Here is a 14,719-nt window from a genome sequence, read left to right as displayed (position 1 = left end):
GGGTATCGCGGTGCTCAACCCAGGCTACCGGAGGTAACTGCCCGACCGGGGTGCTTGCCTGCAACCGTAGCCCGGGGCGAGCGAAGCGACACCCGGGGCAACTCTTCCTGGGTATCGCGGTGCTCAACCCAGGCTACCGACGGAGGTACCGGCCCGACCGGGACGTTTGCATGCAACCGTAGCCCGGGGCGAGCGAAGCGACACCCGGGGCACCTACTCCTGGGTATCGCGATGCTCAACCCAGGCTACCGACGGAGGTACCTGCCCGACCGGGGTGCTTGCCTGCAACCGTAGCCCGGGGCGAGCGAAGCGACACCCGGGGCATCTATTCCCGGGTATCGCGGTGCTCAACCCAGGCTACCGACCGAGGCGTTTGCCTACTACTGCCCGGCGTACTGGCTCCACTCCGCCAGCTTCTGGCGCTTGTAGCTGAGCGCCGCGGCTGGCACCGGGGTGACCTTGCCGGTCTCCATCCAGCGCTTGAGGCGGTTGGCGTCGGCCATGTGGGTGTACTTGCCGAAGGCGCCGAGCACGACGAAGGCCACCGAGCGGTGGTTCATCGAGGTGAGCATCACCAGGCAGCGGCCGGCAGCGTTGGTAAAGCCGGTCTTGCTCAGGTCGATATCCCAGTCGGCCTTGCGCACCAGCGCGTTGGTGTTGCGAAAACCCAGGGTGTAGTTGGGTTTGCGGAAAGCCACGGTGACTTCCGAGTCGGTGCTGAACTGGCCGATCAGCGGATACTGCTGCGCCGCCTTGATCATCAGCGCCAGGTCGCGGGCGGTGGAGACGTTCTGCTCGGACATGCCGGTGGGCTCGACGAATCGACTGTGGTGCATGCCCAGCGCCTTGGCTTTGGTGTTCATCGCTGCAACAAAAGCGCTATGGCCGCCCGGATAGTGGTGGGCAAGGCTGGCGGCGGCGCGGTTTTCCGAGGCCATCAGGGCCAGATGGAGCATCTGCCGACGGCTGATCTCGCTGCCGATGCGCACCCGCGAGAAAACGCCCTGCATTTCGACAGTGTCGCGGATGGTGATGGGCAACACCTCGTCCAGGGGCAACTTGGCGTCGAGCGCCACCATGGCGGTCATCAGCTTGGTCACCGAGGCCACAGGCAGGCGCAGGTCGGGGTTGCTGGAATAGAGTTCCTGGCCGGTCTTCAGGTCGATCAACAGCGCGCTGCCAGCGGCCAGCTCCTGCTGAGGCTTGGCCGGCGCGGCCTGGAGGGTCGAGACTACAAGGCCGCTGCAGACCAGCAACAGACTTACGATCGAATGACGGATATTCACGGATAAATTCACTGGGTTGAGTGGGAGAGTGCCAGAGCCGTAGCGACTGACCACGTCAGTATACGGAACTCAGCTATCACTCTTGCAGTGTAGGGCGTCTAAAACGCTGGATTACGCCCGTTCGGCGGAATGCTGCAAGCCACTTCGTCCTCCCGCGCCAGTTCCAGCTTGAGCCAATCGACGAAGTACTGGGTCAATCGCTGGCGGCGCTTGCGCTCGGGCAGCACCACGTAATAGCCGAAGTCAGAGCGCGCCTCGCCGGCGCATACGCGGCATAGCAGGCCTTGATCGAGCAGCTCATCGACCAGATGGCGCCAACCGATAGCCACGCCCTGGCCGGCGATGGCCGCCTGAATCAGCAGGGTGTAATTGTCGAACCGCAACATGCCCAGGCTGGGTGTCTCGGCAATAGCGAAGGCACGGAACAGGCCATTCCAGTCGAACCAGCGCGATCGAATCTCCGGCCGCAGGTGCAGCAGGGGCAGCTCGGCCAGCGCCGTCGGCGCCAGCGGCAAGACCCGGCCCTTGAGCAGTTGCGGGCTGCACACCGGGAATACTTCCTCGTTAAACAGCAGATGGGCCTCGCCATGCTTGAAGCGGCCATCGCCGAACGCGATGGCCACATCGATCTCCGCCGGTAACGCGGCCAGGTCGCGGGCGCTGGTGATCAGGCTGACATCCACCTCCGGGTGAAGCTGGTGGAAACGCTGCAACCTGGGCATCAGCCAATAGGCGGCAAAGGCAAAGTCGGTGGCCACCTGCAGCACCTCATGCTGCTGCCCGGCAGCGACTGCGGCCAGGCCAGCGTCGAGGCTTTGCAGGCCATCCTGCACGTAGTGCAGCAACAACTCGCCGGCCTCGGTAAGAACGATGCCGCGATAGACCCGGTCGAACAAACGGACTGCCAACTGCTGTTCAAGACGCTTGATCTGCTGGCTGATGGCCGGCTGGCTGCTGCCCAGTTCGGCGGCAGCTGCGGTGAAACTCAGGTGGCGAGCAGCGGACTCAAACACCCGCAGCACATCCAGAGATAGTCCGGCGGCGCTCTTAAACATAAGCTGTTGTTATCCAAGTCATGTATTCACCGCGGGTTTACCAGGATTTGTAGAGGCCTGATGATCAGGCCAGCAATGTCGCATAAATCTTTAATATGGAAAACCCGCGACCATGAAACGTCCGAATATCCTTTTCATCATGACCGACCAGATGGCCGCGCCGATTCTGCCGATTCACGATGCGGCATCGCCGATCAAGATGCCCAACCTGGTACGCCTGGCCGAACAGAGCGTGGTATTCGATGCCGCCTACTGCAACAGCCCGCTCTGCGCGCCCTCGCGCTTCGTTCTGGTCAGTGGCCAGTTACCGAGCAAGATCGGCGCCTACGACAACGCCGCCGACTTGCCTGCCGATGTGCCGACCTACGCCCACTACCTGCGCCGTCTCGGCTACCACACCGCGCTGTCGGGCAAGATGCACTTCTGCGGCCCGGACCAGCTGCACGGCTACGAGGAGCGCCTGACCAGCGACATCTACCCGGCCGATTACGGCTGGGCGGTGAACTGGGATGCACCCGAGGAGCGCCTGAGCTGGTACCACAACATGGCCTCGGTGCTACAGGCCGGCCCGTGTGTGCGCAGCAACCAGCTGGACTTCGACGAGGAGGTGGTGTTCAAGGCCCAGCAGTACCTGTTCGACCATGTGCGCAGCAATCCCGAGCAGCCGTTCTGCCTGACGGTGTCGATGACCCACCCCCACGACCCCTACACCATCCCTCAGGAGTTCTGGGATCTGTACGAGGGCGTCGATATCCCGCTACCCAGCCAGGTCATCGACCAGGCCGAGCAGGACCCGCACTCGCAGCGCCTGCTCAAGGTCATCGACCTGTGGGGCAAGACCCTGCCCGAAGACAAGATCAAGGACGCACGGCGTGCCTACTTTGGCGCCTGCAGCTACATCGACGCGAACATCGGCAAGCTGCTGAAGACCCTCAAGGACTGCAACCTGGACGAGGATACGATTGTCGTGTTCTCCGGCGACCACGGCGACATGCTCGGCGAGCGCGGCCTCTGGTACAAGATGCACTGGTTCGAGATGTCAGCCCGGGTGCCGCTGCTGGTGCATGCACCCAAGCAGTTCGCCGCACGGCGAATCAGCCAGTGCGTGTCGACCATGGACCTGCTGCCGACCCTGGTGGAACTGGCGGGCGGTCAGGTCGAGGCCGATCTGGCCCTGGATGGCCATTCATTGCTGAGCCACCTCAAGGGCGAAGGCGGGCACGATCAGGTACTCGGCGAGTACATGGCCGAAGGCAGCAACGCGCCGCTGATGATGATCCGCTGCGGCGACTGGAAGTTTATCTACTCCGAGCAGGACCCGTTGCTGCTGTTCAACCTGCGCCACGACCCGCAGGAGCGTGACAACCTCGCCAACTCGGCCGAGCATCAGGCGCTGCTCAACGACTTTATCAATGATGCGCGCACGCGCTGGGATATCCCGGCCATCCATCAGGCGACCCTGGCCAGCCAGCGGCGCCGCCGCCTGGTCGCCGACGCGCTGACCAAGGGCCGCTTGAAAAGCTGGGATCACCAACCGCTGGTGGATGCCAGCGAGCAATACATGCGCAACCACATCGACCTCGATGACCTGGAACGCCGCGCCCGCTACCCACAGGTGTGACCGCAACACGCGTGCAACTAAATAATTAGAACTCAGAGGAAACACGTCATGCACAAACTAGCCACAGTGTTTAGCGGCGGGCTGCTATTGGCCGCCAGCACCTCCCACGCCTACGCCGAAGACGCCAGTTGCAGCACAGTGAAACTGGGCGATCCGGGCTGGAGCGATATCGCCGTGACCAACGGCATTGCCAGCTTCCTGCTCGATAGCCTGGGCTACAAGGCGCAGACCCAGATCCTGGCCGTACCGATCATCTTCACCGGCATGCACAAAGGCCAGGTCGATGCGTTCCTCGGCAACTGGATGCCTGCGCAGCAAAGCAACTACGACAAGTTCGTCGCCACCGGCCAGGTCGACAAGCTCAATCAAAACCTCAGCGGCACCGAGTACACCCTGGCCGTACCGACCTATGCCTATGAGGCCGGGGTGAAGACCTTTGCCGACCTCGATAAGTTCGCCGACAAGTTCGACAACAAGCTCTATGGCATCGCCTCAGGCTCGCCAGCCAACGAATCGATCCGCAAGATGATCGACGCCGACGAGTTCGGCCTGGGCGACTGGAAGCTGGTGGAATCCAGTGAGCAGGCGATGTTGGTGCAGGTCGGCCGCGCGGTGAAACGCGATCAGTTCGTGGTATTCCTCGGCTGGACGCCACACCCGATGAACGTCAACTACGACATCAAGTACCTCAAGGGCGGCGAGAAGTATTTCGGTGAAAGCGGCAACGTCAACACCCTGGCCCGTAAGGACTACGCCACAGAGTGCCCGAACGTCGGCAAGCTGCTGAGCAACCTGAGCTTCACCCAGGAGATGGAAAACGCCATCATGGACAAGGTGCTGAGCAAGCAGGCGAGCAATGCCGAAGCGATCAAGGCCTGGCTGAAGGCCAATCCGGCGGTGCTCGACGACTGGCTGCAAGGCGTCAGTAGCCGCGATGGCGGCGACGGCCTGGCAGCAGTGAAAGCGCGGCTTTGAACTGGTCGCTGGATTGCGTAGGCTGGGCGTAGGAGCGAACAGTCCACCGCTTGACAGCCTACGCGGCGGCATAGCATCGCCGCCGCGTAGACGGTCAACCCGCTCCGTGTTCTGTCCACCCAACCCAAGAGCGACACTGCATGCCGCTACCCAGCCGCCAGACCCTGCTGCCGTTCCTGCGCTGGCTGCCCAACACCAGCAAGCGCAGCCTCGCCAACGACCTGTTGGTGGGCCTCAGCGGCGCTATCCTGGCGCTGCCGCAATCCATCGCTTACGCCCTGATCGCCGGGCTGCCGGCCGAGTACGGTCTGTATGCGGCCATCGTGCCGGTGATCATCGCCTGCCTGTGGGGCTCGTCCTGGCACCTGATTTGCGGGCCGACCGCGGCAATTTCCATCGTTCTGTTCACCAGCGTCAGCCCACTGGCGACGCCGGGCAGTGACGATTTCATCGCCCTGATCCTGTTGCTGACCTTTCTCGCCGGGCTGTTCCAGTGGCTGCTCGGCATGCTGCGCTTCGGCGCCCTGGTGAATTTCGTCTCGCACTCGGTGGTGCTCGGTTTCACCCTGGGCGCGGCCGTGGTCATCGCCCTCGGCCAGTTGCCCAACCTGCTCGGCATCAGCGTGCCCAGCCAGGCCACGGCGCTAGCGACCCTTCTCAACATCGGCCAGCACCTGGCGGAAACCGACTGGCGCGCCCTGGGCGTGGCCGGCTTTACCCTTGCGGTCAGCCTGCTGGTCAGGCGCCTGTGGCCACGCCTGCCGGCCCTGCTGATCGGCATCGTCGCCGGCAGCCTGGGCGTGCTGGCATGGCCGGCCCAGCTCGGTGGGATCGCCCTGGTCAGCGCCTTCGAGGGACGCTTGCCGCCGTTCAGCCCATTGACCTTCGAGCTGGCGAGCGTGCTGCAACTGCTACCGGCAGCGGTGGCCTGCGGCATGCTCGGCCTGGTCACCAGCCTGTCGATTGCCCGCGCCCTGGCCAGCAAGTCACAGCAGTTTCTCGACGCCAACCAGGAAGTGCGCGCCCAGGGCCTGTCGAACCTCCTCGGCCCCTGGTTCTCCGCCTCCCTGTCAGCCGGCTCCTTCACCCGCTCGGCGCTGAACCTGCAGGCCGGCGCGCGCTCGCCATTAGCTGGGGTATTTTCCGCGCTGCTGGTGGCGCTGTTTGCCCTGATCGGCGCCAGCCTGATTCAGCACATTCCGCTGCCGAGCATGGCGGCGGGCATTCTCCTGATTTGCTGGGGGCTGGTGGATATCGCCGGGTTGCGTGCACTGTTCAGGGTCAGCCGCTCGGAGTTCCTGGTGATGCTGCTGACCCTGTTCGCTACCCTGCTGCTGGAGCTGCAAACGGCGATTTATGCCGGGGTGCTGGCTTCGTTGTTTTTCTACCTCAAACGCACGTCGCAACCGCGGGTAAAATTCTGCCAAGAGGACGAGGAAGAACTGTTGCGCGTCGAGGGTTCGATCTTTTTCGGTGCCTGCCATTACCTGCAGCAGCTCATCCAGCGCAGCAAGGGTGAGCGGGTGATCATCGACGCCAACCACGTCAACTTCATCGATTACGCCGGGGTGGAGATGCTTCACCAGGAAGCGCGGCGGTTGCTCGCGCAAAACCGCAGCCTGATCCTGCGCCGCGCCCGGCCGCAGGTGATCGAGGAAATCCACAAGCTCGAAGGCGCCGAGCGGTGCCCGGTGCAGTTCGAGGATTGAGACCGGCCCGCAGCAGGGCCGCCCCGCGCACCGATGCGGTTATACGGCCATGCCCTGTGCGGCGAGTCATTGGTGCGCACGGCGCACCCTACGGGCTCAGCGCCTGTGAAAATAGCGCGCGTCGTCGCGTCAACACGTAGCCTGGATGCAATCCGGGAACGGTTTGTCAGGCGCCAGACTTCCCGGGAGTGCATCCCGGTTACAAGAACATGCTGCTCGCCTGGCCCAAGTCGTTGGTGCGCACGGCGCACCCTACGGGCTCAGCACTTGTGAAAATAGCGCGCGTCGTCGCGCCAACGCGTAGCCCGGATGCAATCCGGGAACGGTTTGTCAGGCGCCAGACTTCCCCGGAGTGCATCCGGGTTACAAAAACCTGCTGCTCGCCTGGCTCAAGTCATTGGTGCGCACTGCGCACCCTACGGCGTTTGCCGCGTCAGGCCAGTTGCCGGCGCATCTCGGCCAGCACCGGTGCGCTGTCCGGGCGCACGCCGCGCCAGAGCAAGAACGCTTCGGCGGCCTGTTCGACCAGCATGCCCAGGCCATCCAGGGCACGCGCCGCGCCCTGCTCGGCGGCCCAGCAATTGAAGGCGGTTGGCTGTTTGCCGTACATCATGTCGTAGCACAAGGTGTGCCCCGGCTCGATCAGGCTGGCGGCGATGGGCGGCAACTCGCCGGCCAGGCTGGCCGAGGTGCCGTTGATGATCAGGTCGACCGGCGCATCAAGCCAGTCGAAACCGCTGGCCACCACCGGCCCCAGGTCGGCGAATTCACTGGCCAGTTGCTCGGCCTTGGCCACCGTGCGATTGGCGATCACCAAGGCCGCCGGTTGCTGCGCCAGCATGGGCTCGAGCACTCCGCGCACGGCACCACCGGCACCCAGCAGGAGGATGCGCTTGCCGCGTAGTTCGAAGCCGGCGTTGACCATCAGGTCGCGTACCAGCCCGGCGCCGTCGGTGTTGTCGCCGAGCAGGCTGCCGTCATCCAGCTTCTTCAGGGTATTCACCGCGCCGGCGCGCTGGGCGCGCGCGGTCAGGCTGTCGGCCAGCTGAAAGGCCTGTTCCTTGAACGGCACCGTGACATTGGCGCCCTTGCCCTCGGCAAAGAAACGCCGGGCGAAACCGGCAAAGTCGTCCAGCGGCGCGAGCAGCGCTTCATAACTCAACGGCTCGCCGGTCTGCTGGGCAAACAGACGATGAATCAGCGGCGACTTGCTGTGGCCGATGGGGTTGCCGAATACGCCGTAGCGGTCCATGGGGAATCCTGTTTCAGTTAAACGTCTGGAAGAACTCGCATGGATCAACGCCAGTCATACAGCTCCTGTTCGGACAGCTTGTGCATCTGGCTGACCTGGGCCTGAAAGGCCTGCATCGAGGCCCAGATACGCCCGTTCAGTTCGCTCTGCGCGGCCAGTTCGCCGAGTACCACGGCGGATTCACGCTGCATGGCGTCGAGCACTTCGTCGGGGAAGCGCTTGAGTAGGGCGCCCTGCTGCTTCAGCTCATCCAGGGCCAGGGCGTTGTGGTAGACGTAGTCATCAAGCATGTCCTGGCTGGCGGCGCGAGCGGCTTCGGTCAGGATCGCCTGCAGGTCGGCCGGCAAGCTGTCGAGGGCCTTCTGGTTGATCAGCAGTTCGAGCACCGCCTGCGGTTCCTGCCAGCCGGGGTAGTAGTAGAACTTGGCCGCCTTGTGCAGGCCGAAGGCCAGGTCGTTGTAGGGGCTGACCCAGTCGGTAGCGTCGATAGCGCCGGTCTGCAGGGCGGTGAATACCTCGCCGCCGGGCAAGTTGACGGTGGTCGCGCCAAGCTTGCTCAGCACCTCGCCACCGAGGCCCGGCATGCGGATCTTCAGGCCTTTGAGGTCATCCAGCGCGTTGATTTCCTTGTTGTACCAGCCGCCCATCTGCATGCCGGTATTGCCCACCACCACCGGTTTCACCCCGAACGGGGCGTAGGCCTCGTCCCACAGCGCCTGACCGCCACCCTTGCTCAGCCAGGCGTTCATTTCGCTGGTAGACAGGCCAAAAGGCACGGCGGTGAAGAACTGCGCCGCTGGCACCTTGCCCTTCCAGTAATAGGCCGCGCCATGACCCAGCTCGGCGGTACCGCGCGACACGGCGTCGAACACCTCCAGCGGCGGCACCAGTTCGCCACCGGCGTAGACCTTGATGGTCAGGCGACCGGCGCTCATGGTCGCCACCCGCTCGGCCAGGCGTTCGGCGGCGGTGCCCAGACCTGGGTAGTTCTTCGGCCAGGCGGTGACCATCTTCCACTGGAAACTCTGCACCGGCACGGCCGCGGCCTGCTCGCTGCCAGCTTTTTCGTCCTTGCAGCCGGCCAGGCCGATAACGGCGAGCAGGGTCACGGCAGCGGTGAAGAGGTTGCGGCGATTCATCGGGGCGTCCTTGTTGTTGTGGGTTAATCCCGTAGCCCGGATGCAATCCGCGGAGGTCCTTGCTAGAACCCCCGGATTGCATCCGGGCTACGGTCTGTTGTCTCGGCTGTTACAGCGCATCCAGCTTGGCATAGCTGAGCATCAGCCATTTACTGCCCTCGCTTTCGAAGTTCACCTGCACCCGCGCCTGGGCGCCGGAGCCTTCGAAATTGAGGATGGTGCCCTCGCCAAACAATGCGTGTTGCACGCGCTGGCCGAGGCTGAACGCGGTGTCCGGTACGGCACTGCCGGCGAACATGCTGCTGCCGCTCATGTTGCGGCTGTTCCCGGTGAAGGGTCGGCTGACGCTATTGGACAGACGGACTTCCTGGACCAGTTGCGGCGGAATCTCACGCACAAAGCGCGAGATCGAGTTACGCGTTTCAGTGCCATACAAACGGCGGACTTCGGCGTAACTGATCACCAGCTTCTGCATCGCGCGGGTGATGCCGACATAGGCCAGGCGACGTTCTTCTTCGAGACGGCCGGGTTCTTCCAGGCTCATCTTGTGCGGGAACAAGCCTTCTTCCATGCCCACCAGGAACACCTGGGGAAACTCCAGACCCTTTGAGCTGTGCAGGGTCATCAGCTGGATGCTGTCTTCGTTTTCCGCCGCCTGGGTGTCGCCGGCCTCCAGCGAGGCATGGCCGAGGAAGGCCTGCAGCGGGCTCAACTCGTCATCGCCGTCATTGTCGAAGGCGCGCGCGGCGCTGACCAGTTCCTCAAGGTTTTCGATCCGTGCCTGGGCTTTTTCGCCTTTCTCGGCCTTGTGGTAGGCGATCAACCCGCTCTGCTCGATGACGGTCTGGGTCATCAGGTGCAGCGGCATCTCCAGCACCTTGGCTGCGAGATTCTCGATCAGCTCGATAAAGCCGGCCAGGGCAGCCGAGGCGCGACCCGGCAGGGCCTTGTTGGCGACCATCAGGCGAATCGACTCCCACATCGACACATCATGCTCACGGGCGTAGGCGCGAATGGTTTCGACACTCTTCTCGCCAATGCCACGGGCCGGCACGTTGATCACCCGCTCCAGCGCCGCATCGTTGCCGCGGCCGTCGAGCAGGCGCATATAGGCCATGGCGTTCTTGATTTCGGCACGCTCGAAGAAGCGCTGGCCACCATAGATGCGATACGGGATCTTCTCGCGCAGCAGGGCTTCTTCGAGCACCCGCGACTGGGCGTTGGAGCGGTAGAGGATGGCGATTTCGCTGCGCTTGAGGCCGTCCTTGCGCAGGGCATCCTCGATCGACTCGACCACGTAACGGGCTTCGTCGTGCTCGTTGAACGCCGAATACAGGCTGATCGGTTCGCCATCACCGTCTTCGGTCCACAGCTCCTTGCCCAAACGCCCCTGGTTATTGGCGATCAGCGCGTTGGCGGCCTTGAGGATGCCGGCGGTGGAGCGGTAGTTCTGCTCCAGACGGATGGTTTCGGCGTCCGGGAAGTCGCGGCTGTATTGGTGAATATTCTCAATCTTGGCCCCACGCCAGCCGTAGATCGACTGATCATCGTCACCGACCACCATCAGGCTGGCGCCGCCCTGGGCCAGCAGACGCAACCAGGCGTACTGCACGGCGTTGGTGTCCTGGAACTCGTCGACCAGCACATGGCGGAAGCGTCGCTGGTAATGCTCGAGCAGGCCCGGCTTGTCGCGCCACAGGTCGAGGGCGCGCAGCAGCAGCTCGGAGAAGTCGATCACGCCGGCGCGGGCGCAGGCCGCTTCATAGGCCTCGTAGATCTTCAGCATGGTGGCCAGGAACAGATCGCCGCCGGGCTGGATATTCTTCGGCCGCAGGCCTTCGTCCTTCTGCCCGTTGATGAACCACTGCGCCTGCTTGACCGGCCAGCGTTGCTCGTCCAGGCCCAGGTCGCGGATCACCCGCTTGACCAGGCGCTGCTGGTCGTCGGAATCGAGAATCTGGAAATTCTCCGCCAGACCGGCTTCCTGCCAGTGCGCACGCAGCAAGCGATGCGCCAGGCCGTGGAAGGTGCCGACCCACATGCCGGCCGGATTGACGCCGAGCATCTGCTCGATGCGCGCACGCATCTCGGCGGCGGCCTTGTTGGTGAAGGTCACCGAGAGGACGCTGTGCGGCGAAGCGTTTTCGATCTGGATCAGCCAGGCGATACGGTGCACCAGCACCCGGGTTTTACCGGAGCCAGCGCCGGCCAGCACCAGTTGACGGCCCAGGCTGGCCGCTACGGCCTGGCGTTGGGCATCGTTGAGAGAAGCAATCAGGAGTTCGGGGTCATTTTGCATCGCGGCATTCTAGGGGGCGGCGGCAGCGAGGGCAAACCGGGTGCGCGGCGCATCGCCGCAGCGCGGCCAGCGGACGACCGGTAAGTCACCTTGCCAGGCGGTGGTTACAGGTCAAACCTGCCCATACAGAGTTGCCTGTCGGGTGGCAAAATTTACACAGATGATTGTTGGGCGAAGCGTCTAGCTCGGGTATGCTCCGCCGACCTAGGCATCCTAACTTACAAGAAAATAGCCTATGACCCAGACTGCTAGCGCAGCCGAACTGCCGCTGGACACTGCACGCGAGATTCGTCAGCAATTCGCCACGGATATCGCCATTGAACGCACCCGCCTGCTGTATCAGGGCTCGTGGGTGCCGACCCTATTCATGCTGCTCAATGGTGTGGCCTGTGCCTATTTGCTCTGGACACCACAGAACCGCGTGCTGCTGTCCGGCTGGTTGGTCTGCCTGGTGCTGCTGGCTGTTTTGCGCCTGCTCCAGGTCCGCGCCTTCAATGCTGCGCCGCCGAGTAGCCAGGCCCAGGTGCATTGGCGGCGCAACTTCCTGTCTGGCGCTGGCGCCTCCGGTCTGACCCTGGCCTTCGCCGCTATCGGCCTGGTACCGGCCGATGTGTTCTACCAGCAGGCCCTGGTCTACGGGCTGATCGCCGCGGCGATCCTTTCCGCCAGCATGGCCTATGCCGTCAGCCTATCGGCATTCTTGACCTTCGCCCTGCCCTGCCTGCTGCCGTCGGTGGCGTATCTGCTGCTCAGCGAACACAGCCTGCAGCGGGGCTGGGGAGTTCTTGGCAGCATTCTGCTGGCAACCCTGCTGGTGGTGGCCTGGCAGGTCAACCGCCTGGTGCAGCGCAGCCTGTTGCAACGTTTTCAAAATCAGGCGCTGATCGACCGCCTGGAACACGCCCGGCAGCAGGCCGAAACGCTGAATGGCGAACTGGCCCGCGAAGTCGAACAGCGCCGCTGGGCCGAAGGCGAGCTGCGCACCGCCCACGACCAGCTGGAAATGCGCGTGGCCGAGCGCACCCTGGAACTGGACGATGCCACTCGCGCCCTGAGCAAGAGCGAGGCGCGCTTGGCTCTCGCCCTCGAAGCCAGCGAGCTGGGCCTGTGGGACTGGAACCTGCAAAGCGATGAAGTGCACCACTCGCAGCTCAAGGAAATCTTCGGCCTCGAACCCGAGGCGGTGCAGGCCATGTTGCGGGACCTCAAGCCACGCCTACACCCGGACGACGTGCCGTTGCTACGCCGCGCCCTGGTCGAGCATATGAAGGGGCGCAGCGACGATTATCAGATCGAATACCGGGTCAAACACGCCGATGGCCACTGGGTCTGGGTCGAGGACCGCGGCCGTGCCGTGGAGCGCGACGCCCAGGGCCGGGTGCTGCGCATGCTTGGCACGCGGCGCACTATCACCGCGCGCAAACAGCAGGAAGAACAGCAACGCCTGGCCGCCACGGTGTTCGAAGCGGCCAGCGAAGGCATTGTCATTCTTGACCCGGATTACCGCATGCTGGCGGCCAATCAGGCATTCAGCCAGGTCACCGGCTATCTCCAGGAAGAGGTGCTCGGCAAGAGTGTCGCCAGCCTGATCAGCAGCCGCGACACCCAACATCAGTACCAACTGATCCGCCTTGAGCTGGAGCGCGGCGACCACTGGCAGGGCGAATTGATCGAGACGCGCAAGAACGGCGAACTCTACCCACAACTGCTCCAGCTCAACGTGGTGCGCGATGCGCGCGGGTTGGTGAGCCATATCGTCGGTTTCTTCGCCGACCTGTCGTCGCGGCGCGAGGCTGAGGAGCGCCTGCGCTACCTGTCGCACTATGATGACCTGACCGGGCTGGCCAACCGCAGCCTGTTCCGCGAGCGCCTGCATGAGGCCAGCCAGCGTTCGCGCCAGAGCGGGCGCAGCCTGGCCTTGCTGCACGTCGATCTGGACCGGTTCAAGTGGCTCAACGACAGCCTCGGCCATGAAGTGGCTGACCAATTACTGCGCCAGATGAGCCGCCGCCTCAGTCAGGCGGTTCCCGAGGCCGACACCATTGCGCGGCTGTCCGGCGACGAGTTCGCCGTGTTACTCGACTCCTACGGCAGCCTCTCGACTCTGGCGCGCCTGGCCAGCCGCCTGCTGGCCAAGCTGCGCCTGCCGATGACCGTCGGCGGCCAGGAGCTGGTGGTCAGCGCCTCCCTGGGCATCAGCCTGCTGCCGGACAACGCGCGGGAGATCTCGACCCTGGTCAGCCAGGCCGATATGGCCATGCAGCATGCCAAGCACCTGGGCGGGAACACCTTCCAGTTCTACACCGACAACCTGCAGGCCTGCACCCTGGAGCGCCTGCAACTGGAAACCCAGCTGCGCAAGGCGATCGACGAGCATCAGCTGGAGGTGTTCTACCAACCCAAGCTGTGCCTGGCCGACGACAGCCTCAACGCTGCCGAGGCGCTGGTACGCTGGCGCCATCCGGAGCGGGGCCTGGTGCCACCGGGGGATTTCATCGGCCTGGCCGAGGAAACCGGACTGATCGTACCGATCGGCGAATTCGTCCTGCGCCGCGCCTGCCAACAGGCGCGGGACTGGCAACTGCAAGGCCTGGCGCAGATCCGCGTGTCGGTAAACCTGTCGGTGCATCAGGTGCGCCAGGGTACGCTGACCAACCTGGTGCGCCAGGTACTCGACGAAACCGGCCTGGCGCCGCAGTTCCTCGAGCTCGAATTGACCGAGAGCCAGTTGCTCGACAACGTCGAAAGCGTGATCGCCACCTTCCAGCAGCTGCGCGACCTGGGGGTGAAACTGGCGATCGACGACTTCGGCACCGGCTACTCCTCACTCAGCTACCTGAAGCGTTTCCCGGTGGACTACGTGAAGATCGACCAGACCTTCATCCGCGACCTGGAGCTCGGCGGCGAGGATGCTGCGATTACCCGCGCGATCATCGTCATGGCCCACAGCATGGAGTTGAAGGTGGTCGCCGAGGGCGTGGAAACCCAGGCGCAGATGGATTTCCTCAAGGCCCACCACTGTGACGAGATTCAGGGCTATCTGATCAGCAGACCGGTACCGGCGGAGCAACTTGCCAGCTTGTTACGCGACCAGGCAAGGCTGTCCTGAATCACCGTTTAGGCGCAGCGCGAAAGGGGACCATGGTGCAGGCCCGGGGTCGCGATCGAGCGCTATTTCAAGGTTGTCGCGCAGCGAACTGGGGCAATCGCGCTTGCTGATACGGCGGCACCTGCAGGCGTTCACCCGTCGTCTTCGACGAAGCGCTGCCGCGCAGCAAACTGTGTAGGAGCCCGGGGGACGCCTAGTCCTTGCTGCGGTTCGGCGCTCCGACGATGCTTTTGATCTGCAAAGATCGCCAGCAAGCTGGCTCCTACAGGGTTTC

At 63.8% G+C, this 14,719-nt stretch carries 9 protein-coding genes; 4 read left to right on the top strand and 5 right to left on the bottom strand.

Annotation, left to right across the window (positions count from 1 at the left end):
- Nucleotides 1-380: 380 nt before the first annotated feature.
- Together pbpG and Q8K09_RS02440 are read right to left on the bottom strand one after the other, a co-directional pair.
- Nucleotides 381-1,286 (bottom strand): D-alanyl-D-alanine endopeptidase, encoded by a 906-nt coding sequence (pbpG, locus tag Q8K09_RS02445; RefSeq protein ID WP_305253436.1) that lies wholly within the window; start codon nt 1,284-1,286, stop codon nt 381-383.
- 98 nt (nt 1,287-1,384) lie between these two features.
- Nucleotides 1,385-2,341: a LysR family transcriptional regulator gene (locus Q8K09_RS02440; protein ID WP_305253435.1), complete on the bottom strand. Its 957-nt coding sequence runs from the start codon at nt 2,339-2,341 to the stop codon at nt 1,385-1,387.
- Nucleotides 2,342-2,453: 112 nt separating this feature from the next.
- Here Q8K09_RS02440 and betC point away from each other — a divergent pair, with 112 nt between their 5' ends.
- The 3 genes from betC to Q8K09_RS02425 all read left to right on the top strand — a co-directional run bounded on the left by betC (nt 2,454) and on the right by Q8K09_RS02425 (nt 6,646).
- Entirely contained in the window at nt 2,454-3,962 is a 1,509-nt protein-coding gene (gene betC, locus Q8K09_RS02435) for a choline-sulfatase (protein ID WP_305253434.1), read from the top strand.
- Nucleotides 3,963-4,010: 48 nt separating this feature from the next.
- A complete protein-coding gene (choX, locus tag Q8K09_RS02430; protein ID WP_305253433.1) occupies nt 4,011-4,937 on the top strand; it encodes a choline ABC transporter substrate-binding protein in 927 nt (308 codons plus the stop codon).
- A 140-nt stretch (nt 4,938-5,077) separates the two neighbouring features.
- Nucleotides 5,078-6,646 carry a SulP family inorganic anion transporter gene (locus Q8K09_RS02425; RefSeq protein ID WP_305253432.1) on the top strand — a complete coding sequence of 523 codons (1,569 nt, stop codon included), beginning with the start codon at nt 5,078-5,080 and terminating at the stop codon, nt 6,644-6,646.
- 433 nt (nt 6,647-7,079) lie between these two features.
- Here Q8K09_RS02425 and aroE read toward each other — a convergent pair whose 3' ends face one another.
- The 3 genes from aroE to uvrD all read right to left on the bottom strand — a co-directional run bounded on the left by aroE (nt 7,080) and on the right by uvrD (nt 11,336).
- Complete coding sequence (aroE, locus tag Q8K09_RS02420) at nt 7,080-7,898, bottom strand: shikimate dehydrogenase (RefSeq protein WP_305253431.1); 819 nt, start codon at nt 7,896-7,898, stop codon at nt 7,080-7,082.
- Nucleotides 7,899-7,942: 44 nt separating this feature from the next.
- Nucleotides 7,943-9,037 carry a TRAP transporter substrate-binding protein gene (locus Q8K09_RS02415; RefSeq protein WP_305253430.1) on the bottom strand — a complete coding sequence of 365 codons (1,095 nt, stop codon included), beginning with the start codon at nt 9,035-9,037 and terminating at the stop codon, nt 7,943-7,945.
- Nucleotides 9,038-9,146: 109 nt separating this feature from the next.
- Nucleotides 9,147-11,336, bottom strand: a complete 2,190-nt coding sequence (gene uvrD / locus Q8K09_RS02410; RefSeq protein ID WP_305253429.1) for a DNA helicase II — start codon at nt 11,334-11,336, stop codon at nt 9,147-9,149.
- A gap of 235 nt (nt 11,337-11,571) precedes the next feature.
- Here uvrD and Q8K09_RS02405 point away from each other — a divergent pair, with 235 nt between their 5' ends.
- On the top strand, nt 11,572-14,445 hold the full coding sequence (locus Q8K09_RS02405; protein WP_305253428.1) for an EAL domain-containing protein: 2,874 nt from the start codon (nt 11,572-11,574) through the stop codon (nt 14,443-14,445).
- The last annotated feature ends 274 nt before the right edge of the window (nt 14,446-14,719 follow it).

It is taken from the genome of Pseudomonas sp. (genome assembly GCF_030683065.1).
Classification (GTDB): Bacteria; Pseudomonadota; Gammaproteobacteria; order Pseudomonadales; family Pseudomonadaceae; genus Aquipseudomonas.
The sequence above is the reverse complement of the archived record's forward strand: the minus strand, read 5'-3'. Positions and strand labels throughout refer to the sequence as shown.